20 protein-coding genes are annotated in these 23,467 nt (G+C 73.4%); 12 read left to right on the forward strand and 8 right to left on the reverse strand.

The window, feature by feature from the left end; all coding sequences use genetic code 11:
• The first annotated feature begins 17 nt into the window (after nucleotides 1-17).
• From AC07FV_RS04450 to lgt, 9 genes are all read left to right on the forward strand, one after another.
• On the forward strand, nucleotides 18-659 hold the full coding sequence (locus tag AC07FV_RS04450) for a TIGR02234 family membrane protein (RefSeq protein ID WP_479084540.1): 642 nt from the start codon (nucleotides 18-20) through the stop codon (nucleotides 657-659).
• Nucleotides 660-835: 176 nt separating this feature from the next.
• The gene (locus AC07FV_RS04455; RefSeq protein WP_479084541.1) at nucleotides 836-1,087 is read left to right on the forward strand and encodes an HGxxPAAW family protein; all 252 of its coding nucleotides are present in this window, start codon (nucleotides 836-838) and stop codon (nucleotides 1,085-1,087) included.
• 93 nt (nucleotides 1,088-1,180) lie between these two features.
• Nucleotides 1,181-1,714, forward strand: a complete 534-nt coding sequence (locus AC07FV_RS04460) for a DUF2752 domain-containing protein (protein WP_479084542.1) — start codon at nucleotides 1,181-1,183, stop codon at nucleotides 1,712-1,714.
• 117 nt (nucleotides 1,715-1,831) lie between these two features.
• Nucleotides 1,832-2,641 carry an indole-3-glycerol phosphate synthase TrpC gene (gene trpC, locus AC07FV_RS04465; protein ID WP_479084543.1) on the forward strand — a complete coding sequence of 270 codons (810 nt, stop codon included), beginning with the start codon at nucleotides 1,832-1,834 and terminating at the stop codon, nucleotides 2,639-2,641.
• Nucleotides 2,642-2,663: 22 nt separating this feature from the next.
• Nucleotides 2,664-2,888, forward strand: a complete 225-nt coding sequence (trpM, locus tag AC07FV_RS04470) for a tryptophan biosynthesis modulator TrpM (RefSeq protein WP_383648865.1) — start codon at nucleotides 2,664-2,666, stop codon at nucleotides 2,886-2,888.
• Between the two features lie 56 nt (nucleotides 2,889-2,944).
• Nucleotides 2,945-4,231: a tryptophan synthase subunit beta gene (gene trpB / locus AC07FV_RS04475; protein WP_479084546.1), complete on the forward strand. Its 1,287-nt coding sequence runs from the start codon at nucleotides 2,945-2,947 to the stop codon at nucleotides 4,229-4,231.
• Nucleotides 4,228-5,043: a tryptophan synthase subunit alpha gene (gene trpA / locus AC07FV_RS04480; RefSeq protein ID WP_479084548.1), complete on the forward strand. Its 816-nt coding sequence runs from the start codon at nucleotides 4,228-4,230 to the stop codon at nucleotides 5,041-5,043. Before trpB ends, trpA begins: the two co-directional genes overlap by 4 nt.
• Nucleotides 5,044-5,128: 85 nt before the next feature.
• The gene (locus AC07FV_RS04485; protein ID WP_479084550.1) at nucleotides 5,129-5,902 is read left to right on the forward strand and encodes a DsbA family protein; all 774 of its coding nucleotides are present in this window, start codon (nucleotides 5,129-5,131) and stop codon (nucleotides 5,900-5,902) included.
• 73 nt (nucleotides 5,903-5,975) lie between these two features.
• Nucleotides 5,976-6,959: a prolipoprotein diacylglyceryl transferase gene (gene lgt, locus AC07FV_RS04490; RefSeq protein ID WP_479084552.1), complete on the forward strand. Its 984-nt coding sequence runs from the start codon at nucleotides 5,976-5,978 to the stop codon at nucleotides 6,957-6,959.
• 61 nt (nucleotides 6,960-7,020) lie between these two features.
• On the opposite strand, the gene AC07FV_RS04495 is transcribed toward lgt, so the two are convergent.
• From AC07FV_RS04495 to AC07FV_RS04520, 6 genes are read right to left on the reverse strand one after another with little or no spacing between them, the layout of a single operon-like run.
• Nucleotides 7,021-7,845: an HpcH/HpaI aldolase/citrate lyase family protein gene (locus AC07FV_RS04495; protein WP_479084554.1), complete on the reverse strand. Its 825-nt coding sequence runs from the start codon at nucleotides 7,843-7,845 to the stop codon at nucleotides 7,021-7,023.
• Nucleotides 7,842-9,065, reverse strand: coding sequence for a CaiB/BaiF CoA transferase family protein (locus AC07FV_RS04500; protein ID WP_383648855.1), 1,224 nt, complete (start codon nucleotides 9,063-9,065; stop codon nucleotides 7,842-7,844). Before AC07FV_RS04500 ends, AC07FV_RS04495 begins: the two co-directional genes overlap by 4 nt.
• The gene (locus AC07FV_RS04505) at nucleotides 9,062-10,420 is read right to left on the reverse strand and encodes an ADP-ribosylglycohydrolase family protein (RefSeq protein ID WP_479084555.1); all 1,359 of its coding nucleotides are present in this window, start codon (nucleotides 10,418-10,420) and stop codon (nucleotides 9,062-9,064) included. Before AC07FV_RS04505 ends, AC07FV_RS04500 begins: the two co-directional genes overlap by 4 nt.
• On the reverse strand, nucleotides 10,408-11,604 hold the full coding sequence (locus AC07FV_RS04510; protein ID WP_479084557.1) for an ADP-ribosylglycohydrolase family protein: 1,197 nt from the start codon (nucleotides 11,602-11,604) through the stop codon (nucleotides 10,408-10,410). The genes AC07FV_RS04505 and AC07FV_RS04510 overlap by 13 nt, the downstream gene beginning before the upstream one ends.
• Entirely contained in the window at nucleotides 11,601-12,986 is a 1,386-nt protein-coding gene (locus tag AC07FV_RS04515) for an ADP-ribosylglycohydrolase family protein (RefSeq protein WP_479084559.1), read from the reverse strand. The genes AC07FV_RS04510 and AC07FV_RS04515 overlap by 4 nt, the downstream gene beginning before the upstream one ends.
• On the reverse strand, nucleotides 12,983-14,089 hold the full coding sequence (locus AC07FV_RS04520; protein WP_479084560.1) for an ADP-ribosylglycohydrolase family protein: 1,107 nt from the start codon (nucleotides 14,087-14,089) through the stop codon (nucleotides 12,983-12,985). Before AC07FV_RS04520 ends, AC07FV_RS04515 begins: the two co-directional genes overlap by 4 nt.
• 231 nt (nucleotides 14,090-14,320) lie before the next feature.
• Here AC07FV_RS04520 and AC07FV_RS04525 point away from each other — a divergent pair, with 231 nt between their 5' ends.
• From AC07FV_RS04525 to AC07FV_RS04535, 3 genes are all read left to right on the forward strand, one after another.
• Complete coding sequence (locus AC07FV_RS04525; protein WP_479084562.1) at nucleotides 14,321-15,052, forward strand: VIT1/CCC1 transporter family protein; 732 nt, start codon at nucleotides 14,321-14,323, stop codon at nucleotides 15,050-15,052.
• A gap of 439 nt (nucleotides 15,053-15,491) precedes the next feature.
• Nucleotides 15,492-20,036 (forward strand): glutamate synthase large subunit, encoded by a 4,545-nt coding sequence (gene gltB, locus AC07FV_RS04530; RefSeq protein ID WP_479084892.1) that lies wholly within the window; start codon nucleotides 15,492-15,494, stop codon nucleotides 20,034-20,036.
• Complete coding sequence (locus tag AC07FV_RS04535; protein ID WP_479084563.1) at nucleotides 20,029-21,492, forward strand: glutamate synthase subunit beta; 1,464 nt, start codon at nucleotides 20,029-20,031, stop codon at nucleotides 21,490-21,492. Before gltB ends, AC07FV_RS04535 begins: the two co-directional genes overlap by 8 nt.
• A 113-nt stretch (nucleotides 21,493-21,605) precedes the next feature.
• On the opposite strand, the gene AC07FV_RS04540 is transcribed toward AC07FV_RS04535, so the two are convergent.
• Both AC07FV_RS04540 and AC07FV_RS04545 read right to left on the reverse strand, forming a co-directional pair.
• Nucleotides 21,606-22,508: a chitosanase gene (locus tag AC07FV_RS04540; protein ID WP_479084565.1), complete on the reverse strand. Its 903-nt coding sequence runs from the start codon at nucleotides 22,506-22,508 to the stop codon at nucleotides 21,606-21,608.
• The gene (locus AC07FV_RS04545) at nucleotides 22,505-23,434 is read right to left on the reverse strand and encodes a rhomboid family intramembrane serine protease (RefSeq protein WP_479084567.1); all 930 of its coding nucleotides are present in this window, start codon (nucleotides 23,432-23,434) and stop codon (nucleotides 22,505-22,507) included. The genes AC07FV_RS04540 and AC07FV_RS04545 overlap by 4 nt, the downstream gene beginning before the upstream one ends.
• Nucleotides 23,435-23,467: the final 33 nt, after the last annotated feature.

Consider the following 23,467-nt stretch of genomic DNA (forward strand, 5'->3'; position numbering starts at 1 on the left):
CCGGGGTTCGGGTGATAGTGGAGTACGTGACAGCCGTTCCTCACCCCCGTACCCCAGCCGCAGGCCCCTCCCGGGCCGGCCGCCGGAGCCTCGCCGCCGCCCTGCTGTGCGGCGCGCTCGGCGCGGCCGTCGTCCTGCTCGCCACCCGGCAGGAGTGGGCGCAGGGCACCGCGACGGTGGCCGGCGGCGCGTTCCCCCTGACCGCCAAGGGCAGCGACGTCACGGGCGTGCCCGCGGCGCTCGCCATAGTGGGCCTCGCCGCGCTCGTCGCCGTCTTCGCCGTGCGGCGGGCCGGCCGGTTCGCCGTCGCCGCGCTGCTGGCGCTGAGCGGCGCGGGCACCATGGCCGCGGCCCTGGCCGGCGCCTCCGACAGCGCCGCCCTGGACGACCAGGCGGCGAAGGCGGCCGGCGACACCTCGGCCACCGTGGACGCCCTCTCCCACACGGCCTGGCCGTACGTCGCGGCCGTGGGCGGCGCCCTGCTCCTGCTGGCCGGGCTGCTCGCCCTGCGCTACGGCCGCCTGTGGCCCGCGATGTCCGGCCGCTACGAGCGCGACGGCACGCCGCGACCGCGCCGCACGCCGCAGCCCGTCGACCCGGACCGGCCCGAGGACCTGTGGAAGGCCCTCGACCGCGGCGAGGACCCGACCGGCGCCTGACCCCGGTGTGCACTCCCCGGCGCCCGGGCACCCGCCGGGCGGCACCGGCACCCCGGGCGAGCGGCGTCCGCCACGCGCGCGTGAGGAGCACCCCCGCTCACGGCGCGCGCGTCCGTGCGGGACAATGGGCACGAGCGTCCTGCTCAGACTTGGCACACAGCAACGAGGAGCAAGCAATGTCGGGCAGCAGCCACGGTCACACCCCGGCCGCCTGGACGGGTGTCATCATCGCCTTCATCGGTTTCTGCGTCGCGGGCGTGTTCATGGTGGCGGCCCAGCCGGTGGGCTTCTGGGCCGGCATGGTGGTCGTGCTCCTCGGCGGTGTCGTGGGCGGCATCATGCGCATGATGGGCCTCGGCCAGCCGAAGCACACCCACCCCGTGCACCAGGTCGCCGGCGAGCGCGAGCCGGCCGGCGCCAAGGGCTGACCGCACGACCGCGGCGGTACTCCCCGAGGGGCGGACCGGCACGAAGGTGCCGGGGCCGCCCCTCGCGTGCGGGTACGGGCCGTCGGGGGCACAATGCGGAGCGTGGACGCCGAGACCGGGAAGCCGACGCAGAGCCCGACCGTGACACGGGACGCGCCCGTGCCGCCGACAGCGGCCGCGCCCCCGGTCGCCCGCCCGCCCTCGGCCGCGCCCCGGCCCCCCGCGCCCCGTCCCACCGCGGCTCGCCTGGCCGTCCCCGCCGGGGTGCTGGCCGCCGTCGCCGGAGCCTTCGCCTACGTGGGCAGCGTGGACCCCCACGAGCCCGGCCACTACCCCGTCTGCCCCCTGCTGCGCTTCACGGGCGTCTACTGCCCCGGCTGCGGCGGCCTGCGCAGCGCCCACGCCTTCGTCCACGGGGACTGGCCGGCCGCGTTGCAGGCCAACGCGCCGGCCGTCCTCGGCTATCTGGGGTTCGCCGTGCTGTGGACCGTCTGGGTGGTCCGCGTGGCGCGGGGCCGTCCCGTGCGCCTCGACCTCGGACCGGTCCACCTGTGGACGCTGGGGGCGTTGCTGCTGGCCTTCACGGTTGTCCGGAACCTTCCGTTCGGTGGCTGGCTCGTCCCTTGATCATGGAACGGACGTCCAGGTAATGGGACCGGCGTCCACCGGATGCGGGACCGGCGCCCCGCTCCGGATACCATCACAGTGACCACAGGTTTCGCCGTCTGGAAGGGGGCCGCTCGCGTGAGTGTGCTCGACGAGATCATCGACGGAGTCCGTGCCGACCTCGCGGAGCGGCAGGCGCGCGTCGGCCTCGACGAGCTCAAGGAGCGCGCGGCCAAGGCCCGCCCCGCCAAGGACGGCGTGTCCGCCCTGCGCGGCGACGGTGTGAAGGTGATCTGCGAGGTCAAGCGCTCCAGCCCGTCCAAGGGCGCGCTGGCGGCCATCGCCGACCCCGCCGGACTCGCCGCCGACTACGAGGCGGGTGGCGCGGCCGTCATCTCCGTCCTCACCGAGGAGCGCCGCTTCGGCGGTTCGCTCGCCGACCTGGAGGCGGTCCGCGCACGCGTCGACATCCCCGTGCTGCGCAAGGACTTCATCGTCACCTCCTACCAGCTGTGGGAGGCCCGTGCCTACGGCGCCGACCTCGTGCTGCTGATCGTCGCCGCCCTCGACCAGCCGGCGCTGGAGTCGCTGATCGAGCGGGCCGAGTCCATCGGCCTCACCCCGCTCGTCGAGGTGCACGACGAGGACGAGGTGGAGCGCGCGGTGGACGCCGGCGCCAAGATCATCGGGGTCAACGCGCGCAACCTGAAGACGCTGGAGGTCGACCGCGGCACCTTCGAGCGGGTCGCCCCGGAGATCCCGGCGCACATCGTCAAGATCGCCGAGTCCGGCGTCCGCGGACCGCACGACCTCATCGCCTACGCCAACGAGGGCGCCGACGCCGTCCTGGTCGGCGAGTCGCTGGTCACCGGCCGGGACCCGAAGACCGCGGTCTCCGACCTGGTGGCGGCGGGCGAGCACCCGGCACTGCGGCACGGCCGGGGCTGACACCCCGGTAGGCTGACCCCCGATGACGCTCTTCCTCACTCCGGTCTCCCGGGACCCGTACGCCCGCCTCGCGCGCGGCTGCCGGCCCCGTGGCTGCCGCGCGCCCGCCCGCCGGGTGCACGGGCGCCGGGTGCGGTACGTCATCGGGGACGAACCCGGGCAGGTCAACGGCATGCGATGGCTCGAGCGCCCCGTGCGGGGCGCGGGGAAGTGCCAGAGCGACCACGGACGGCCCTCAGCGGCCTGATCCCCCCGCCCCCACGGCGAATCTGCCCGATCAGACACTCACCGTGAGGTTCACGCATGCCCAGCAACTTCTTCATCCCCGACCCGGAGGGTCAAGTCCCCACCGCCGAGGGCTACTTCGGCGCGTTCGGCGGCAAGTTCATCCCCGAGGCCCTCGTCGCCGCCGTCGACGAGGTGGCCGTCGAGTACGACAAGGCCAAGTCGGACCCCGAGTTCGCCCGGGAACTGGACGACCTCCTCGTCCACTACACCGGCCGCCCCTCGTCCCTCACCGAGGTCCCCCGGTTCGCCGCGGAAGCGGGCGGCGCCCGGATCTTCCTCAAGCGCGAGGACCTGAACCACACCGGCTCACACAAGATCAACAACGTGCTGGGCCAGGCCCTGCTGACCAGGCGCATGGGCAAGACCCGGGTGATCGCCGAGACCGGCGCCGGCCAGCACGGCGTCGCCACGGCCACCGCCTGCGCCCTCTTCGGCCTCGACTGCACCATCTACATGGGCGAGATCGACACGCAGCGCCAGGCCCTCAACGTGGCCCGGATGCGGATGCTCGGCGCCGAGGTCATCGCCGTGAAGTCCGGCAGCCGCACCCTCAAGGACGCCATCAACGAGGCGTTCCGCGACTGGGTCGCCAACGTCGACCGCACCCACTACCTGTTCGGCACCGTCGCCGGACCCCACCCCTTCCCGGCGATGGTGCGCGACTTCCACCGCGTGATCGGCGTCGAGGCCCGCCGCCAGCTCCTGGAGCAGGCCGGACGCCTCCCCGACGCGGCGATCGCCTGCGTCGGCGGCGGCTCCAACGCCATCGGCCTCTTCCACGCCTTCATCCCCGACGCCGACGTCCGCCTCATCGGGTGCGAGCCCGCCGGACACGGCATCGAGACCGGCGAGCACGCGGCCACCCTGTCCGCCGGCGAGCCCGGCATCCTGCACGGCTCCCGCTCCTACGTCCTCCAGGACGACGAGGGCCAGATCACCGAGCCGTACTCCATCTCGGCCGGCCTGGACTACCCCGGCATCGGACCCGAGCACGCCTACCTCAAGGACTCCGGCCGCGGCGAGTACCGCGCGGTCACCGACGACGCCGCCATGCAGGCGTTGCGTCTGCTGTCGCGCACCGAGGGCATCATCCCGGCCATCGAGAGCGCCCACGCACTGGCCGGCGCCCTCGAGGTCGGCCGTGAGCTGGGCCCGGACGGGCTGATCGTCGTCAACCTGTCCGGCCGCGGCGACAAGGACATGGACACCGCCGCCCGTTACTTCGGGCTGTACGACACCGACGCCGAGGTCGCCGCCGACGAGGCCGGCAGCACCGCCGAGATCGAGGGGGACGCCAAGTGAGCGGGAACGTACGACTGCTGGACGAGACCCTCGCCGCGGCGAAGGCCGAGGGCCGCTCCGCCCTCATCGCCTACCTCCCCGCCGGGTTCCCGACCGTGGACGGCGGCATCGCGGCGATCAAGGCCGCGCTCGACGGCGGCGCCGACGTCGTCGAGGTCGGCCTGCCGCACAGCGACCCGGTCCTGGACGGCCCGGTCATCCAGACCGCCGACGACATCGCCCTGCGCGGCGGCGTGCGCATCGCCGACGTGATGCGCACGGTCCGGGAGGCCCACGCGGCGACCGGCAAGCCGATCCTCGTCATGACGTACTGGAACCCGATCGACCGCTACGGCGTGGAGCGTTTCACGGCGGAACTCGCCGAGGCGGGCGGCGCCGGGTGCATCCTGCCCGACCTGCCGGTGCAGGAGTCGGCGCTGTGGAGGGAGCACGCGGAGAAGCACGGGCTCGCCACCGTCTTCGTGGTCGCGCCCAGCAGCAAGGACGCGCGGCTCGCCGAGATCACCGCGGCCGGCAGCGGCTTCGTCTACGCCGCCTCCCTCATGGGCGTCACCGGCACCCGCGCGTCGGTCGGCGCGCAGGCCGAGGACCTGGTCCGGCGCACCCGCGCCACCACCGACATCCCCGTCTGCGTCGGCCTCGGCGTCTCCGACGCGGCGCAGGCCGCCGAGGTGGCCGGCTTCGCCGACGGCGTGATCGTCGGCTCGGCGTTCGTCAAGCGGATGCTGGACGCCCCCGACGACGCGGCCGGCCTGGAGGGCGTGCGCGCGCTCGCCGCCGACCTGGCGAAGGGCGTGCGCCGACAGGTGTGACGCCGGAACGTCGTACGGGTCCCTCGTACGGGTGGACCTGGGGCCGGGGAGGCGCGCTGCGCCTCCCCGGTTCGTTCTGCGGGGTGTGAGCGAGAAGAACCGACAGGGAAAGCGCACCGCCCGGGAGAAGCTGGCGGACGAGCGCGAGAAGCAGAAGTCCAAGGACAAGCGCCGCCGCGCGCTGATCATCGGCGCGAGCGTGGTCTGCGTCCTCGGCCTCGCGGCGGTGATCGGCGTGGTCGCCGCGAACGCGGGCAAGGACGACGGCAGCGAGTCGGCGGGCCCGGTCGTGGCGCCCTCGGGCGCGCAGGGCAAGGACGGGCTCGCGATCCCGGTCGGCAAGGAGAGCGCCAAGTCGACCCTCGTCATCTGGGAGGACTTCCGCTGCCCCGCCTGCAAGGCCTTCGAGCTGGCGTACCGCGACACCGTCCACGAACTGACCGAGGCCGGCCAGCTCAAGGTCGAGTACCACCTGGCGACCATCATCGACGGCAACATGGGCGGCACCGGCTCCCGCAAGGCGGCCAACGCCGCGGCCTGCGCCCAGGACGCCGGGAAGTTCACGCCGTACCACGACGTGCTGTTCACCAACCAGCCGCCGGAGACAGACGACGCCTTCGCCGACGAGAACACGCTGATCGACCTGGCGGGCAAGGTGGACGGCCTCGACTCCGCGCCCTTCCAGGAGTGCGTCGAGGGCGGCAAGCACAACAGCTGGGTGGAGAAGTCCAACGAGGCCTTCCGGAACGGCGGCTTCAGCGGCACGCCGACGGTCCTGCTCGACGGCAAGAACATCTACCAGGACAGGTCCATGACACCGGCGAAGCTGAAGCAACTGGTGCAGGACGCCAACCGGTAGCGGCCGGTGTTACGGACCCGTAGCCGGGCTGCCCGACGCGGGCACCGTCCGACACGGTAGCGTCGACCCTGCCATGGAACTTGCCTTCATTCCCAGCCCGTCGCGCGGGGTGCTGAACCTCGGTCCCATCCCGCTGCGCGGCTACGCGTTCTGCATCATCATCGGTGTCTTCGTCGCCGTCTGGCTCGGCAACAAGCGCTGGATCGCCCGGGGCGGGCGGCCCGGAACGGTGGCCGACATCGCGGTCTGGGCCGTCCCCTTCGGCCTGATCGGCGGCCGGCTCTACCACGTGATCACGGACTACCAGCTGTACTTCAGCGAGGGCCGTGACTGGGTCGACGCCTTCAAGATCTGGGAGGGCGGCCTCGGCATCTGGGGCGCGATCGCGTTCGGCGCGCTGGGTGCCTGGATCGGTGCCCGGCGCCGGGGCATCCCGCTGCCCGCGTGGGCCGACGCCGTCGCCCCGGGCATCGCCCTGGCGCAGGCCATCGGCCGCTGGGGCAACTGGTTCAACCAGGAGCTGTACGGCAAGGCGACCGACCTGCCGTGGGCCGTGGAGATCACCTCGTCGGCGGACGGGCGGGTGCCGGGCACCTACCACCCGACGTTCCTGTACGAGTCGCTGTGGTGCCTCGGCGTGGCCCTGCTCGTCATCTGGGCCGACCGCCGGTTCACGCTGGGCCACGGGCGGGCGTTCGCGCTGTACGTCGCCGCCTACTGCGCGGGCCGGTTCTGGATCGAGTACATGCGCGTCGACGACGCCCACCACATCCTGGGCCTGCGCCTGAACAACTGGACCGCGCTCCTCGTGTTCCTGCTCGCGGTGGTGTACATGGTGCTCTCGGCGCGGAAGCGGCCGGGCCGGGAGGCCGTCGTCGAGCCGGGTGCGGAGTCCGCCGACGGTGACGCCGAGGTCGGCGCGAAGGATGCCGCGGACGCCGATGCCGATGCGGAGGTCAAGGACGTCGACGCCTCCGGCGGCACCGAGGCGGACGCGCAGGACGAGAAGCACGTGAAGCACGTGAAGGACGGGGCCGACTCGGCCAAGAAGGGCTGACGTCCCGCCGCAGTACGTCGCCGAGGGCGCCCGGATCCGGTCCGGGCGCCCTCGGCACGTGTCAGGACAGGACCGGGCGCCGGGCCAGCGACAGGGTGCGCTGGGCCGTCGCCACCACGGCCGCGTCCACGAACCGGCCGTCCGGCAGCGCCAGCGCGCCCGGCTGCGCGGTGGCGGCCTTCACGATCGTCTCGGCCTCCTCCAGCTCCCGGTCGGTGGGCAGGTACGCCCGCTCGATGATCGGCAGCTGACGGGGGTGGATCGCGGCCCGGCCGAGGAAGCCGAGCGAGCGGCCGTGGGCGCAGGACGCCGCGAGGCCTTCCAGGTCCCTGGTGTCCGGATGCACGGTCTGCGACGGCGGCGCCAGCCCCGCCGCGCGCGCGGCCACGACGATCCGCGCGCGCGACCAGTCCAGCCCGGTGTCGCCGCGCACGCCGAGGTCGGCGCGGAGGTCCGCCTCGCCGAGGGCGATGCCGCGCAGCGCGGGGTGGGCTGCGGCGATCGGGTACGCCCGTTCCACGCCGAGGGCGGTCTCCAGGAGGGCGTACAGGGGCGGCCCGCCGGTGGCCGCGGCGACGGCGGTGATCTGCTCGGGCGACGTCACCTTCGGCAGCCGCAGTCCGGACAGCCCCGGCAGGTGCGCGAGCGCCGCGAGGTCCGCCGCGGCGAGCGGTCCGTCCAGGGCGTTGACGCGGACGTGGACGGGCACCGGCTGCGGCTCGCCGAGCAGCTCGGCGGTGGCCTCACGGGCGTAGCGCTTGCGGTCGGGGGCGACCGCGTCCTCCAGGTCGACCACGACCACGTCGGCGCCGGCGGTCAGCGCCCTGGCGACCACGCGCGGGCGGTCCCCGGGGGCGTACAGCCAGGTCAGCGGGGGTGCCGTCATACGATGCCCTCCTCACGCAGCTCTTTCACATCGGCCAGGGACAGACCCAGCTCGGTCAGGACCTCCTCGGTGTCGGCACCGTGCGGGCGGCCCGCCCAGCGGATCGCCCCGGGGGTGGCGGACAGGCGGAAGAGGACGTTCTGCATGCGCAGCGGGCCCAGCTCGGGATCGTGCACGGTGGTGACGGTGTCGAGGGCCTGGTACTGCGGGTCGGCCATCACGTCCCGCACGTCCTGGACCGGCGCGACCGCCGCCTCGGCCTTCTCGAAGGCGGCGAGCACGTCGGCGCGCCCGTGCCGGGCGATCCAGTCGCCGACCGCGGCGTCCAGCACGTCGGCGTGCCGGGCACGCTCGGCGCCCGACCCGAACCAGGGCTCGTCGATCAGCTCCGGGCGGCCCACCAGGCGCATCACGCGCTCGGCGACCGACTGGGCCGAGGTGGAGACGGCGACCCAGGAGCCGTCGGCGGTGCGGTAGGTGTTGCGCGGGGCGTTGTTCTGGGAGCGGTTGCCGGTGCGGGGCTGGACGTGGCCGAGCTGGTCGTACCAGGTGGGCTGCGGGCCCAGCACGGTCAGGATCGGCTCGATGATCGCCATGTCGACGACCTGGCCCTCGCCGGTTCGCTCGCGTGCGGCGAGCGCGGTCATCACGGCGTACGCCGTGGCCAGCGCGGCGATCGAGTCGGCCAGTCCGAACGGCGGCAGTGTCGGCGGCGCGTCCGGCTCGCCCGTCATCGCGGCGAAGCCGCTCATGGCCTCCGCGAGCGTGCCGAAGCCGGGCCGGCGTGCGTAGGGGCCGAACTGGCCGAAGCCGGTGACCCGGGTCAGCACCAGCCGCGGGTTGACCGCGGACAGTTCCTCCCAGCCGAGGTCCCACTTCTCCAGGGTGCCCGGGCGGAAGTTCTCGATGACGACGTCCGCGGTCGCGGCGAGCCGGAGCAGGGTGGTGCGGCCGGCGGGCTTCGACAGGTCCAGGGTCATGGTGCGCTTGTTGCGGCCCAGCACCTTCCACCACAGGCCGATGCCGTCCTTGGACGGGCCGTGGCCCCGGGAGGGGTCGGGCCGGTCGGGGTGTTCGACCTTGACGACCTCGGCGCCGAAGTCGCCGAGCATGGTGGCCGCCAGCGGGCCCGCGAAGAGGGTGGCGAGGTCGAGGACGCGCAACCCGGTCAGCGGGGCGTGGACGAGGGTGGGGGCGGCGGCGGGCGGGGACACGGTCATGGGCGGGTGGCCTCCCTGTGGGTGAGGTGGGCGAGGGCGTCGAAGCCGGTGCCGTCGAAGTCGCCGACCGAGGTGGACAGGCGGTTCTTCAGCGGGGCCGTCCAGTGCTCGGGCAGGGCGGCGGGGGAGCCGGCGAGGAGTCCGGCGACACTGCCGGCGGTGGCGCCGTTGGAGTCGGTGTCCCAGCCGCCCGACACGGCACGGGAGACCGAACCGGTGAAGTCGCCGTCCGCGTGGGTGAGGGCGGCGGCGAGCAGGGCGGTGTTGGGGACGGCGTGGACCCAGTGGTGGGCGGGGGAGTGCCGGGCGTGGAGTCCGTCGACCACCGTGTCGAAGTCGGCGTGGCTCTCGGCGAGGCGGACGGCGTGGCGCACGGCACCGGCGAGGCGGGAGCCCGGCGGGACGACCGTGAGGCCGGCGCGGAGACAGGCGTGGACGTCGTGGGTGCCGGTGGCGGCGGTGGCGATGACGGCCGCCGCGAACATCGCCGCGTAGACGCCGTTGGCGGTGTGGGTGAGGGTCGCGTCGCGGTGCGCCTGCTCGGCGGCGGCGGCCGGGTCACCGGGGTTGGTCCAGCCGTGCACGTCGGCGCGGATCAGGGCGCCGATCCACTCGCGGAAGGGGTTGCGGTGGCGGGCCGTGTGCGGGGGCTCCAGGCCGTCGAGGAGATTGCGGTAGGCGACGCGTTCCGCGGTGAAGGTGCGGCCGGCGGGGAGTTCGTCGAGCCAGAGGCGGGCCGCGTCGGCGGTGGTGAAGCCCTTGCCGTGGCGTCGCAGGAGCAGCAGGTTGAGGAGTGGGTAGTTGAGGTCGTCGTCCTCGGGCATGCCGTCGATGTTCTCGGCGAGGGAGGTGGTCGCGGAGCGGCGGTTCCAGGGGTGGGCGGCGGTGAGGCGCTCCGGGACGCCGCGCGCGGTGAAGTAGCCGGTGGGGGGCCAGTTCCCGGCGGCGCGGCCCAGCAGGCGGATGCCGGTCAGGGGGAGCTTCTCGACGGGCTTGCCGAGGAGGCAGCCGGCCGCCCGGCCGAGCCAGGCGGCTTCCAGCCGGGCGGGGGACACGGTCGAGGGCCGGGGCGCGGGCCAGTCGGGGCACAGGTCCCGGATGCGCTCCAGGTCCGTCGGCTCCGTCTCCGACGACGGGCTCGACAGGTGGGCCAGGTCGTCCAGCAACTCCTCCGCGAGGAGACGGAGGCGGCGGGAGGCCGGACGCTCGGACGCGCCGGCCCGGGCGGGCGCCTCGTGGCCGCCCGCCGCCCGCCAGCGGGCGGCGACCGCGGAGGCGTCGCGGCCGTCCTGCGCCGCCTGGCGCAGCTCGTGGCCGATCAGGTCCTCGGGCTGGACCCAGGTCAGTCGGAGCATCCCGCGCCCCCCATCGCGGTGAACGCCCGCTCGTGGGCGCGGCGCCGGGCCATGTCCCGCTCGAAGACCTCCCGGGCCACCGCGGTGAGCGTCGCCGCCGGCTGCCACAGGTCCAGACGGCTCGCCTCCGCGACGGCCTTCGCCCAGTCCTCGGGGACCGGTGAGCCCAGCGCTCCGGCCAGCGCGCCCGCCATCGTGGCGATGGAGTCGCAGTCCCGGCCGTAGTTGACGGCGCCGAGGACCGCGTGCCGGTAGTCGCCGCCCGCGACGACCAGCATGCCGAGCGCCACCGGCAGCTCCTCGATCGCGTGCAGGCGGGACGGGCGCCGTGCGGCCAGCGAGGGCGCCCGGTAGTCGGGGCCCACCGTGTCGTAGGGGGCGACCGCCTCCCGCAGCGGCCCGAGCGCCGACTCGAAGTCCGTGTACCGGGCGGCCACCTCGCAGACCGCCTCGATCGCCGTCCGGGTGCCGTCCTTCGCCAGGGACAGACAGGCCGCCACCACCGAGTCCGGCGTCGCCCCGGGCGTGCACGCCGCCGCCACCGCCGCCGCGAGGACACCGGCCGCCTCACGGCCGTACGACGACTGGTGCGCGCCCGCGACGTCCAGCGCCTCGGCGTAGGCGCCGGCCGGGTGGGCGGCGTTCACCAGGCCGACCGGGGCGATGTACATGGCGGCACCGCAGTTGACGATGTTGCCGGTGCCGGCCTCGCGCGGGTCCACGTGGCCGTAGTGGATCCTGGCCGCCAGCCACTTCTCCGCCAGGAAGACCCGCTGGAGCGGGAGCGCCTCCGCCTCCAGTTCCGGGATCCAGCGCGGGTGCGTCATCAGGTCCGGGACCAGGTGCTCGGCGACGGCGTAGGCGTCCAGGTGGTCGCGGACCGTGTCGTACACCCGTACCAGGGCGTGGGTCATCAAGGTGTCGTCGGTGACGTGGCCGTCGCCCTTGTGGTACGGGGCGATGGGGCGGGCGGTGCGCCAGGCTTCGCCGTTCCACGGGCCGACGATGCCGTGGACGCGGCCGCCGTGGCGTTCGAGGATCTGCTCGGGGGAGTAGCCCTCGACCGGGCCGCCGAGCGCGTCGCCGACGGCCGCGCCGACCAGGGCGCCGGTGACGCGTTCCTCGAGGGTCGCCGCCGTGGCGCCGTCCGCCGTACCGGGTGTCGTGGGGCCGGGTGTCCTCATGCCGTGTCTCGTCCTTCCGGTCGGGGCGGTTGCGTCGCGTGCAGGAGTCCGGCGAGTTCGACCAGGTCGGTGCCGGTGAGGCGGGGCAGCACGCAGCCGGGGAGGGTGCGGCAGGCGTCGCGCCAGGACGCGGGGATCGCCGTGCCGCCGCCCAGCGCGCCGGTGAGGGCGCCGGCCAGCGCCGGGGCGGAGTCCGCGACCCGGGACAGGCAGGCGGCCGCCGGTACGGCCTCCGCGAGCCGGCCGTGGGCGGCGGTGGCCAGGGCGAGGGCGACCGGGACGGTCTCGGCGGCGGCGATGCCGTAGCTGTAGACGTGGTCGACGATCTCGTGCTCCAGCAGCGGCACGAGGGCGAAGGTGCTCTCGGCGTCCGCCGCCAGCGCCAGCGCCCGGCGGGCGTTGCGGCCGATCTCCGTCTCCACGGGGAGTTCGGCCAGCGCGGCCGTGACGCAGGTGCGTACGTCGGCGCCGTCGAGGGCGCACGCCAGGGCCGCCGCCATGGCCCGGGCACCGTGCACGCCGTCGCCGTCCTGGGTGTAGCGGGCGTCGAACTCGGCCAGGTCGGCGGCCGCGCGGGGGGCGCCGGGGTGGGCGACGGCGAGGACGCAGGCCCGGACGCAGGCGGCGTCGTCGAAGTAGTGCGGGTTGTCGTGGCCGGTGGCGGGCGGGCGCAGGCCGGTGGCGAGGTTGCCGAGCCCCGCCCGTACCGAGATCCGGGCCCGCAGCGGCAGCACCGCCGACTCGGCCTCCGGGGCGCGTTCCGTGGCCGCCGCCACCTCGCTGGCCACGGCGTTCCAGGTCAGGTCGATCGCCGCGCGCATCCGGCGTTCCCGGCTCAGGTCCCCGAGCGCGGTGTCGTCCCCGGCCCGCAGCACCGCCTCCGCCGCGAACGCCGCCCACTCGGCGTCGTCGGACGGGCCGAGGCGCAGGGGTTCCGGGGGCTGGTTCAGGGCGATGGGGACGGGGAGGGTGGTGGTCGCGTTCTGCTCCGCGAAGGTGTCCAGTTCGCGGGTGAGGCGACGGGTCCACTCGGGCATCCGCGCGGCCCGGTGCCGGGCGGCGGGCCAGCCGGCGGCGTCTCCCGCGGCGAGGCCCAGGAGGAGGCCCTCGATACGGTCGCGTCGCGTCGGGGGCCGGGGCGGGGTGGTGGCCCCGGCCTCCGGGCGGTGCCCGGCGGTGAGGGAGGCGGGCGCTGGTTCCGTGGGGCGGTCGGCGGGGGTGGGAGCGGGAGCGGGGGTGAGGCGGGTGGCGGTGGGGGTGCCGGTGGGATCGGGCGCGGGGTGCTGCCCGCTTCCGGGGAGCGCGGGCTCCTCCGGACCACCGGGCAGGACGACGTACGCGGTGGTGGCGCTCTCCTCACCCACCGAGCGTGGCCTGGTCACGGCCACACCCCCACGACCGCGTCGTCGGCGGTCGGCGCCGGGGACGGACCGACCACCGGCGTCGGTGCGGGTGCCGGGTCGTCGGGGGGCGGGGTGCCGGGCTCCTCCGCGGCCCGCGTCAGCAGGTCCGCCACGTCCAGCACATGGTGCCCGGCCATCGCCGGCAGACAGCTGCCGCGGGCCGGGCCGATGGCCGAGGCCCATTCGGCCGGAATGGCGGCGCAGCCCCGCGTCGCACCGGCCAGGGCGCCTGCCACCGCCGCCGTCGTGTCCGCGTCGCGGCCCATGTTGACGGCCGTCAGCACGGCGTCCGTGAAGTCCCCGTCGGCCGCCGCGTACGCGCCGAAGGCGAGCGCCACCGCCTCGGGGGCCAGGTCGGTCCAGGGGTAGCCGCCGATGACCACCGCCGAGCGGACGGCGCGTTCGCCGCGGTGGGCCGCCGTCATGGCGCGGCGCAGACAACGGGCCGTCCAGGAGTCGTCCGGGACGACGGCCAGCGCGGAGGCCACCACGGCGACGGGCGGTGCCCCCGCCATCGCCGCCGCGACCCCCGCCGCCACCGCCTGGCCTCCGTAGATGCCCTCGCCGTCGTGGCTGACCGAGCCGTCGATCGCCACCAGCCGGGCCGCCTCGGCGGGACGGCCCGCGGCGAAGACGCCGTAGGGCGCGGCCCGCATGGCCAGTCCGTCGCTCCAGGCGTGGCGGTGCTGGGCGGAGATGGGCGCGGCCAGTCCCCGGCGCAGGTTCTCCAGGGTGCCGCGTTCGCTGAAGCCGGCGCCCCGGAAGGGGCCCTCCTCCCGGTCCGCGATCCACTCGTGCCAGGCCGTCTCCACGTGGGCCGGGGTGAGCGCGGAGCCGTACCGGGCCAGCAGCAGTCCCGAGAAGATCGCGTACTCGGTGTCGTCGGTGCCCGCCGGCTTCGCGGCCACGTACCCCGTGATCCGGCCCCAGCGGGCGCGGATCTCGGAGGGCTTCATGTTCTCGGCCGGTGCCCCGAGGGCGTCCCCGACGGCCAGACCGAGCAGCGCGCCCCGGGCCCGGTCGCGGAGTCCGACGGCGTCCCCGGGCACGAGGGCCGGGGGAATGCGGGCGGTGGATGCCACGGCCCCTCCTCTCCCTTTGCGAATGTGTCCCCGGTGCGGCGCGCCCCGCAGCCTCGCGGGCCCCAGCGTCACCCGGACGACATCTGTGCACTCAAGATCACGGATGAGCGGGGAAGGGTAAAGCCGCAGGTAAGCGCAGCCTTTCCTTGCTGGCGAGGCGGAAATGATCGGCGTAGCTTGGGTGTTGTTAAAAAGTAGAACCGATCCAAACTAGCCTTCCGGGGGATCCGCATGGCCATCATCGAAACCGAGGCGCCGCTGCACGAGGCGCACCGCGACAACCACACCCACCGCGACGTGAACGGCGGCTGGCTGCGCCCCGCCGTCTTCGGCGCGATGGACGGCCTGGTCTCCAACCTCGCCCTGATGACCGGTGTCGCGGGCGGCGCCGTCGGCCAGCAGACCGTCGTGCTGAGCGGCCTGGCCGGTCTCGCCGCCGGCGCCTTCTCCATGGCCGCCGGCGAGTACACCTCCGTCGCCTCGCAGCGCGAGCTGGTCGAGGCCGAGCTGGACGTGGAGCGCCGCGAGCTGAAGAAGCACCCGGCGGACGAGGAGGCCGAGCTGGCCGCGCTCTACGAGGCCCGCGGCGTGGAGCCGGACCTCGCCCGCGAGGTGGCCCGGCAGCTGTCCCGCGACCCCGAGCAGGCGCTGGAGATACACGCCCGCGAGGAACTGGGCATCGACCCCGGCGACCTGCCCTCGCCGCTGGTCGCGGCCGTGTCCTCGTTCGGCTCCTTCGCGCTGGGCGCCCTGCTCCCCGTGCTGCCCTTCCTGCTCGGCGCCACCGCGCTGTGGCCGGCGGTCGTGCTCGCGCTGGTCGGCCTGTTCCTGTGCGGCGCGGTGGTCGCCAAGGTGACGGCGCGCAGCTGGTGGTACAGCGGGCTGCGGCAGCTCGCCCTCGGCGGCGCGGCGGCCGGTGTGACGTACGTCCTGGGCAGTTTCTTCGGAACGGCCGTAGGATAGCCCGGCTTGAACCTATGCAGGGTCCCGCATAAATAACCGTTACTCGCTGGTTTCGAGCGCGTGATCCCCGGGCATGAGCCGTAAGCGCTGTGAGCAATGAGGCCTGCCGCGCACCCGCGAAGCGAGCGACGGAGCTCTCCTCGCCCCCCTCGGATCGACGGACATGGACCTGTCCGCCCCGATTCCGCCCCGGTCCCCATGGATCACACCGCCGGTCGCGGTACCCCCGCCGCCACCCTCGCTGTCCGCATGTTGGAACGGATTATCCCGCTTCCCGAGAATCACTCCATCATGTAACCTGCACGAAATTTTGATCTCACGCAGAGGGCCAACGTCGTCCCTCGGCACTTGCACATGCCAGATGACGACGACGGGAGAGCCGATGCGTACGCCGCGCCAGCCGTCCCAGCACTCCGCGAATGGCCAGAACTGGTCCTTCATGGATGCTCGCCCTGCTGCGCAGGGTATGTACGACCCCCGCAACGAGCACGACGCCTGCGGCGTCGGTTTCGTCGCCACTCTCACCGGCGAGGCATCGCACACCCTGGTCGACCAGGCGCTCACCGTGCTGCGCAACCTGGAGCACCGCGGTGCCACCGGCTCCGAGCCCGACTCGGGCGACGGCGCGGGCATCCTCTCCCAGGTGCCGGACGCCTTCTTCCGCGAGGTGGCCGAATTCGAGCTGCCCGAGGCCGGGGCGTACGCCGTCGGCATCGCCTTCCTGCCGGTCGACGGCACCGAGGACGCCGTCTCGACGATCGAGACGATCGCGGCCGAGGAGGGCCTCACCGTCCTCGGCTGGCGCGAGGTCCCGGTCGCCCCGCAGATGCTGGGTGCCACCGCGCGGTCGACCATGCCGGTCTTCCGCCAGATCTTCGTGACGGACGGCGTCTCCGAGGGCATCGCCCTCGACCGCCGCGCCTTCGCGCTGCGCAAGCGCGCCGAACGCGAGGTCGGCGTCTACTTCCCGTCGCTGTCCGCGCGGACCATCGTCTACAAGGGCATGCTGACCACCGGCCAGCTGGAGCCGTTCTTCCCGGACCTGTCCGACCGCCGCTTCGCCTCCGCGATCGCGCTCGTGCACTCCCGCTTCTCCACCAACACCTTCCCGAGCTGGCCGCTCGCCCACCCGTACCGCTTCGTCGCGCACAACGGCGAGATCAACACGGTCAAGGGCAACCGCAACTGGATGCGCGCCCGCGAGTCCCAGCTCGCCTCGGACCTCTTCGGCTCGTCCTCGGACCTGGAGCGGATCTTCCCGGTCTGCACGCCGGACGCCTCCGACTCCGCCTCCTTCGACGAGGTGCTGGAGCTGCTGCACCTCGGCGGGCGTTCGCTGCCGCACTCGGTGCTGATGATGATCCCGGAGGCGTGGGAGAACCACGACTCCATGGACCCGGCCCGGCGCGCCTTCTACCAGTTCCACTCCACGATGATGGAGCCCTGGGACGGCCCCGCCTGCGTCACCTTCACCGACGGCACCCAGGTCGGCGCCGTGCTCGACCGCAACGGTCTGCGCCCCGGCCGCTACTGGGTGACCGACGAGGGCCTCGTCGTCCTCGGCTCCGAGGTCGGCGTCCTGGACATCGACCCGGCCAAGGTCGTCCGCAAGGGCCGCCTCCAGCCCGGCCGCATGTTCCTCGTGGACACCGCCGAGCACCGGATCATCGAGGACGACGAGATCAAGGCCCAGCTCGCGGCGGAGAAGCCGTACGCCGAGTGGATCGAGGCCGGCGAGATCGAGCTGTCCGACCTGCCCGAGCGCGAGCACATCGTGCACACCCACGCCTCGGTCACCCGCCGCCAGCAGACCTTCGGGTACACCGAGGAGGAGCTGCGCGTCATCCTCGCGCCGATGGCCAAGGCCGGCGCCGAGCCGATCGGCTCCATGGGCACCGACTCGCCGATCGCGGCGCTGTCCGACCGCCCGCGGCTGCTCTTCGACTACTTCACCCAGCTCTTCGCCCAGGTCACCAACCCGCCGCTGGACGCGATCCGCGAGGAACTGGTCACCTCCCTGCGCTCCTCGCTCGGCCCGCAGGGCAACCTGCTGGAGCCGACGGCCGCCTCCTGCCGCAGCGTCCTGCTGCCCTTCCCGGTCATCGACAACGACGAGCTGGCCAAGCTCATCCACATCAACGCCGACGGCGACATGCCCGGCTTCAAGGCCGCGACCCTCTCCGGTCTCTACCGGGTGCACGGCGGCGGCGACGCCCTCGCCGCGCGCATAGAGGAGATCTGCGCCGAGACCGACGCCGCCATCGAGAACGGCGCCCGGCTGATCGTCCTGTCCGACCGCCACTCGGACGCCGAGCACGCCCCGATCCCGTCGCTGCTGCTCACCGCGGCCGTCCACCACCACCTCATCCGCACCAAGCAGCGCACCGAGGTCGGCCTGCTGATCGAGGCCGGCGACGTCCGCGAGGTCCACCACGTCGCCCTGCTCATCGGCTACGGAGCCGCGGCCGTCAACCCGTACCTGGCCATGGAGTCCGTCGAGGACCTGGTCCGCGCGGGCACCTTCCTCCAGGCCGTCGACAACGACCCCGAGCAGGCCATCCGGAACCTGATCTACGCCCTCGGCAAGGGCGTCCTCAAGGTCATGTCCAAGATGGGCATCTCCACCGTCGCCTCCTACCGCGGCGCCCAGGTCTTCGAGGCCGTCGGTCTCGACGAGGAGTTCGTCGCCACGTACTTCAACGGCACCGCCACCAAGATCGGCGGCGTCGGCATCGACGTCATCGCCAAGGAGGTCGCCGCCCGCCACGCCAAGGCCTACCCGGCCAGCGGCATCGCGCCGGCGCACCGCGCCCTGGACATCGGCGGCGAGTACCAGTGGCGCCGCGAGGGCGAACCGCACCTCTTCGACCCGGAGACGGTCTTCCGCCTCCAGCACTCCACGCGCTCGGGCACGTACGACATCTTCAAGAAGTACACCGAGCGCGTGAACGAGCAGTCCGAGCGCCTGATGACGCTGCGCGGCCTGTTCGGCTTCAAGAGCGACCGGCAGCCGATCCCCCTCGACGAGGTCGAGCCGGTCTCCGAGATCGTCAAGCGCTTCTCCACCGGCGCCATGTCGTACGGCTCCATCTCCCAGGAGGCGCACGAGACCCTCGCCATCGCCATGAACCAGCTGGGCGGCAAGTCCAACACCGGTGAGGGCGGCGAGGACCCGGAGCGCCTGTACGACCCGGCGCGGCGCTCGTCCATCAAGCAGGTCGCCTCGGGCCGCTTCGGCGTCACCTCCGAGTACCTGGTCAACGCGGACGACATCCAGATCAAGATGGCCCAGGGCGCCAAGCCCGGCGAGGGCGGCCAGCTGCCCGGCCACAAGGTCTACCCCTGGGTCGCCAAGACCCGGCACTCCACCCCGGGCGTCGGCCTGATCTCCCCGCCCCCGCACCACGACATCTACTCCATCGAGGACCTGGCCCAGCTGATCCACGACCTCAAGAACGCCAACCCGCAGGCCCGCATCCACGTGAAGCTGGTCTCCGAGGTCGGCGTCGGCACGGTCGCGGCGGGCGTCTCCAAGGCACACGCGGACGTCGTCCTCATCTCCGGCCACGACGGCGGCACGGGCGCCTCGCCGCTCACCTCGCTCAAGCACGCCGGCGGCCCCTGGGAGCTGGGCCTCGCCGAGACCCAGCAGACCCTGCTGCTCAACGGCCTGCGCGACCGCATCGTCGTGCAGACCGACGGCCAGCTCAAGACCGGCCGGGACGTCGTCATCGCCGCGCTCCTCGGCGCCGAGGAGTTCGGTTTCGCGACCGCGCCGCTCGTCGTCTCCGGCTGCGTCATGATGCGCGTCTGCCACCTGGACACCTGCCCGGTCGGCATCGCCACCCAGAACCCGGTGCTGCGCGAGAGGTTCTCCGGCAAGGCCGAGTACATCGTCAACTTCTTCCGCTTCATCGCCGAAGAGGTCCGCGAGATCCTCGCCGAGCTGGGCTACCGCTCCATCGAGGAGGCCGTCGGCCACGCCGAGACCCTCGACGTCACCCGCGCGGTCGACCACTGGAAGGCCCAGGGCCTCGACCTGGAGCCGCTCTTCCACGTCCCCGCGCTGCCCGAGGGCGCCGTGCGCCACCAGGCCGTCGTCCAGGACCACGGCCTGGAGAAGGCGCTCGACAACCAGCTGATCAAGCTCGCCTCGGACGCGCTGGCGGCCTCCAGCGCCACCGACGCCGCGCCGGTGCGCGCCCAGGTCCCGATCCGCAACATCAACCGCACGGTCGGCACCATGCTCGGCCACGAGGTGACGAAGAAGTTCGGCGGCGCGGGCCTGCCCGACGACACCGTCGACATCACCTTCACCGGCTCCGCCGGCCAGTCCTTCGGCGCCTTCGTCCCGCGCGGCGTCACACTGCGCCTGGAGGGCGACGCCAACGACTACGTCGGCAAGGGCCTCTCCGGCGGCCGGATCGTCGTCCGCCCGGACCGGGGCGCCGACCACCTCGCCGAGTACTCCACCATCGCCGGCAACACCATCGGCTACGGCGCCACCGGCGGCGAGATGTTCCTGCGCGGCAAGGTCGGCGAGCGCTTCTGCGTCCGCAACTCCGGCGCGCTGGTCGTCTCCGAGGGCGTCGGCGACCACGGCTGCGAGTACATGACCGGCGGCCACGCCGTCGTCCTCGGCGAGACCGGGCGCAACTTCGCGGCCGGCATGTCCGGTGGCGTCGCCTACGTCATCGACCTCGACCGGGACAACGTCAACGTCGGCAACGTGGGCGCGATCGAGGCCCTCGACGACGCCGACAAGCAGTGGCTGCACGACGTGGTGCGCCGGCACCAGGAGGAGACGGGCTCCACCGTCGCCGAGAAGCTGCTCGCCGACTGGCCGGCCGCCGTCGAGCGCTTCGGCAAGATCATTCCCAGCACGTACAAGGCAGTGCTCGCCGCCAAGGACGCCGCCGAGCGAGCCGGTCTCTCCGAGACCGAGATCACCGAGAAGATGATGGAGGCGGCGACCAATGGCTGATCCCAAGGGCTTTCTCAACCACGGGCGCGAGGTCGCCAGGACCCGCCCCGTCCCGGAGCGCGTCAAGGACTGGAACGAGGTCTACGTCCCCGGCTCCCTGCTGCCGATCATCAGCAAGCAGGCCAGCCGCTGCATGGACTGCGGCATCCCGTTCTGCCACAACGGCTGCCCGCTCGGGAACCTGATCCCCGAGTGGAACGACTACGCCTACCGCGAGGACTGGTCGGCCGCGCAGGAGCGCCTGCACGCCACCAACAACTTCCCGGAGTTCACCGGCCGCCTGTGCCCGGCGCCGTGCGAGTCGGCGTGCGTGCTCGGCATCAACCAGCCGGCGGTCACCATCAAGAACGTCGAGGTCTCGATCATCGACAAGGCGTGGGAGACCGGGGACGTGGCCCCGCAGATCCCCGAGCGCCTGTCCGGCAAGACCGTCGCCGTCATCGGCTCGGGCCCGGCCGGTCTCGCCGCCGCCCAGCAGCTCACCCGGGCCGGCCACACGGTCGCCGTCTACGAGCGCGCGGACCGCATCGGCGGCCTGCTGCGCTACGGCATCCCCGAGTTCAAGATGGAGAAGCGGCACATCAACCGCCGCATCGAGCAGATGCGCGCGGAGGGCACCCGCTTCCGCACCGGCGTCGAGATCGGCCGCGACCTCAAGGCCACCGACCTGAAGAAGCGCTACGACGCCGTCGTCATCGCCGCCGGCGCCACCACCGCCCGCGACCTGCCGGTCCCCGGCCGCGAACTCCAGGGCATCTACCAGGCCATGGAGTACCTGCCGCTGGCCAACAAGGTCCAGGAGGGTGACTACGTCGCCCCGCCGATCTCGGCCGAGGGCAAGCACGTCGTCGTCATCGGCGGCGGCGACACCGGCGCCGACTGCGTGGGCACCGCCCACCGCCAGGGCGCGGCCTCCGTCACCCAGCTGGAGATCATGCCCCGGCCGGGCGAGGAGCGGGACGCCGTGCGCCAGCCGTGGCCGACCTTCCCCATGCTCTACAAGGTCACCTCGGCCCACGAGGAGGGCGGCGAGCGGGTCTACGCCGTCTCCACCACCCACTTCGAGGGCGACGAGGACGGCAACGTCCAGTGGCTGCACATGAGCGAGGTCGAGTTCATCGACGGCAAGCTCACCCCGAAGCCGGGCACCGAGCGCAAGATCCCGGCCCAGCTGGTCACCCTCGCCATGGGCTTCACCGGCACCGACCGGGAGAACGGGCTGGTGGACCAGTTCGGCCTGGAACTCGACGAACGCGGTAACATCGCCCGGGACGCCGACTTCCAGACCAACGTGCCGGGTGTGTTCGTCGCCGGTGACGCCGGCCGCGGCCAGTCGCTCATCGTCTGGGCGATCGCGGAGGGCCGCTCGGCCGCCCGCGGCGCCGACAGCTTCCTGACCGGAGCCAGCGAACTGCCGGCCCCGATCCGCCCGACCGACCGCGCTCTCGCGGTCTGACGGACGGAACAACCGAAGAACGTCCCGCACAAAGGCGTGCGGAACACTGATGGCGCCTGCCCAGTCCCCGACCGGACCATGGGGCAGGCGCCGTCGCATGCTCCGGGCCGCGGCTACGGCAGCCGGTAGGTGTCCCCGTACATCTCCCACACCAGCGGCGTGTCCAGCCCCAGGTTCCCCGCCTCCAGGAACCGGCGCTGCGCCGTGTCGACGCGCGAGGTGTCGATCCCGGGGCGCTTGGCCCGCATGCCCTGCGCGCGGACGTCCAGGAACGCCTTCAGATAGGCCTTCTCCCCGCCCCCCTGGCCCGGCGTCTTCGCCTTCCGCAGGGTCTGCTCCCGCAGCCCGTAGAAGCCCTCCGCGTCGGTGTCGGGCCCATGGAAGACCATCGCGTCGAAGTAGACGAACTGGCCGAGCGTGCCGAGCCCGTCCAGCTTGGCCAGGCGCACCGCCGGCTCGAAGTACACACGGTCCCGCTCCCGCTCCTGCGCCTCGCGGAACGCGGGAAGCTCCGCCTCCGCCTGCCAGGCGGCCGGGAAGCCGGGGTCCAGGCCCTCGTGGGAGTCGGTGCCGTCCACCTCGCGCAGGGCCGGCAGGTAGGCCGCCAGGCCGTTGTCCGGATGGTCCTTCGTGTAGCGCTCCACCAGCATGAGCAGGTCGTGCGTGCCGGAGCAGAAGCCGATGATGCCCGCCGTGTAGCCGCACCCGTCGCCGAGGTCCTCGATGGTGCCGTAGGACGTGCGCCACTTCGTGGTCGAGTTCTCGGCGCTGGACACCAGCTGCTGCGCCAGCTCCTTCTTCGCGGGAGCGGCGAGCCCCGGCGGCAGACCGGCGATGAGCGCGTCGTCCGCCGCCCGCTCCTCCTCCGCCCGGCTCTTGGCGTCCTCGCGGGACGACTGGGTGGTGGACACGGGCGGCGTCACCGGGGCGTCCGCCGAGTCCGACGGCATGACGAAGTACACCCCCGTGGCGACCACGGGGACGGCCGCGAGGAGCAGCACACCGGCACGTTTCATAGGGGAATACCTCCGCCTGTCATCTCCGACACCTTGATCGCCGCCGTCACCGCCAGCAGCACCACCAGCCCCGCGCACGCACCGGCCTGCACCGCCGTCCGCCGCTCGCCCGGGGGCGCGTACGCGTACGCGAAGGCCAGCGCGCCGCCCACCAGGAGGCCGCCGAGGTGGCCCTGCCAGGAGGTGAACCCGGCGGACACCACCAGCCACAGCAGCAGGAAGGCCATGAAACGGTTGACCGCGCCCATGTCCGCACCCACCCGGCGGTGCAGGACGTAGTACGCCGCCGCCAGGCCGAAGACCGCGCCCGACGCGCCGACCGCGGACTGCCCGGGGTCGGCGAAGACCAGTTGCAGGACGGACCCGCCGAACGCCGACAGCAGGTACAGGACGGCGAACCGCACCCGGCCCAGCATCGGCTCCACGACCCGCCCCAGCTGCCACAGCACGACCATGTTCATCGTGAGGTGCAGGATCCCGAACGTCCCCTCGAAGGGAGAGACGTGGAGGAAGGCGCTGGTGAGCATCCGCTCCCACTCGCCGGCCACGATCCCCTCGACGCGCACGTCCCCGAAGTACAGGCCGTCGTGCACGTAGCGGACCCCGTCCGGGCCGACCAGCCGCGCCCCCACCATCGAGAACCGGTCCAGGAGCTGGGGCCGCACCACCTCCGCCAGATACGCGAGGACGTTCACCGCGAACAGGACGTACGTCACCACCGGCGTCGCCGAGATCCGCCCGCCGACGATCGTCCGGGCCTGCCGGGCCGACCGTGCCCCCTCCTTCACGCACTCGGGGCACTGGTGGCCCACGGGCGCCTCGCGCATGCAGTCCGGGCAGATGTGGCGCTCGCAGCGGGTGCACCGGACGTGGCACTCCACCGCGGGATGGCGGTAACAGGTCGTGACGGTGGACTCGGGATCCACGCCGGCTCCTCGGGACGAAACGGACGGTGAGCC

It is taken from the genome of Streptomyces sp. NPDC045956, from assembly GCF_056430705.1.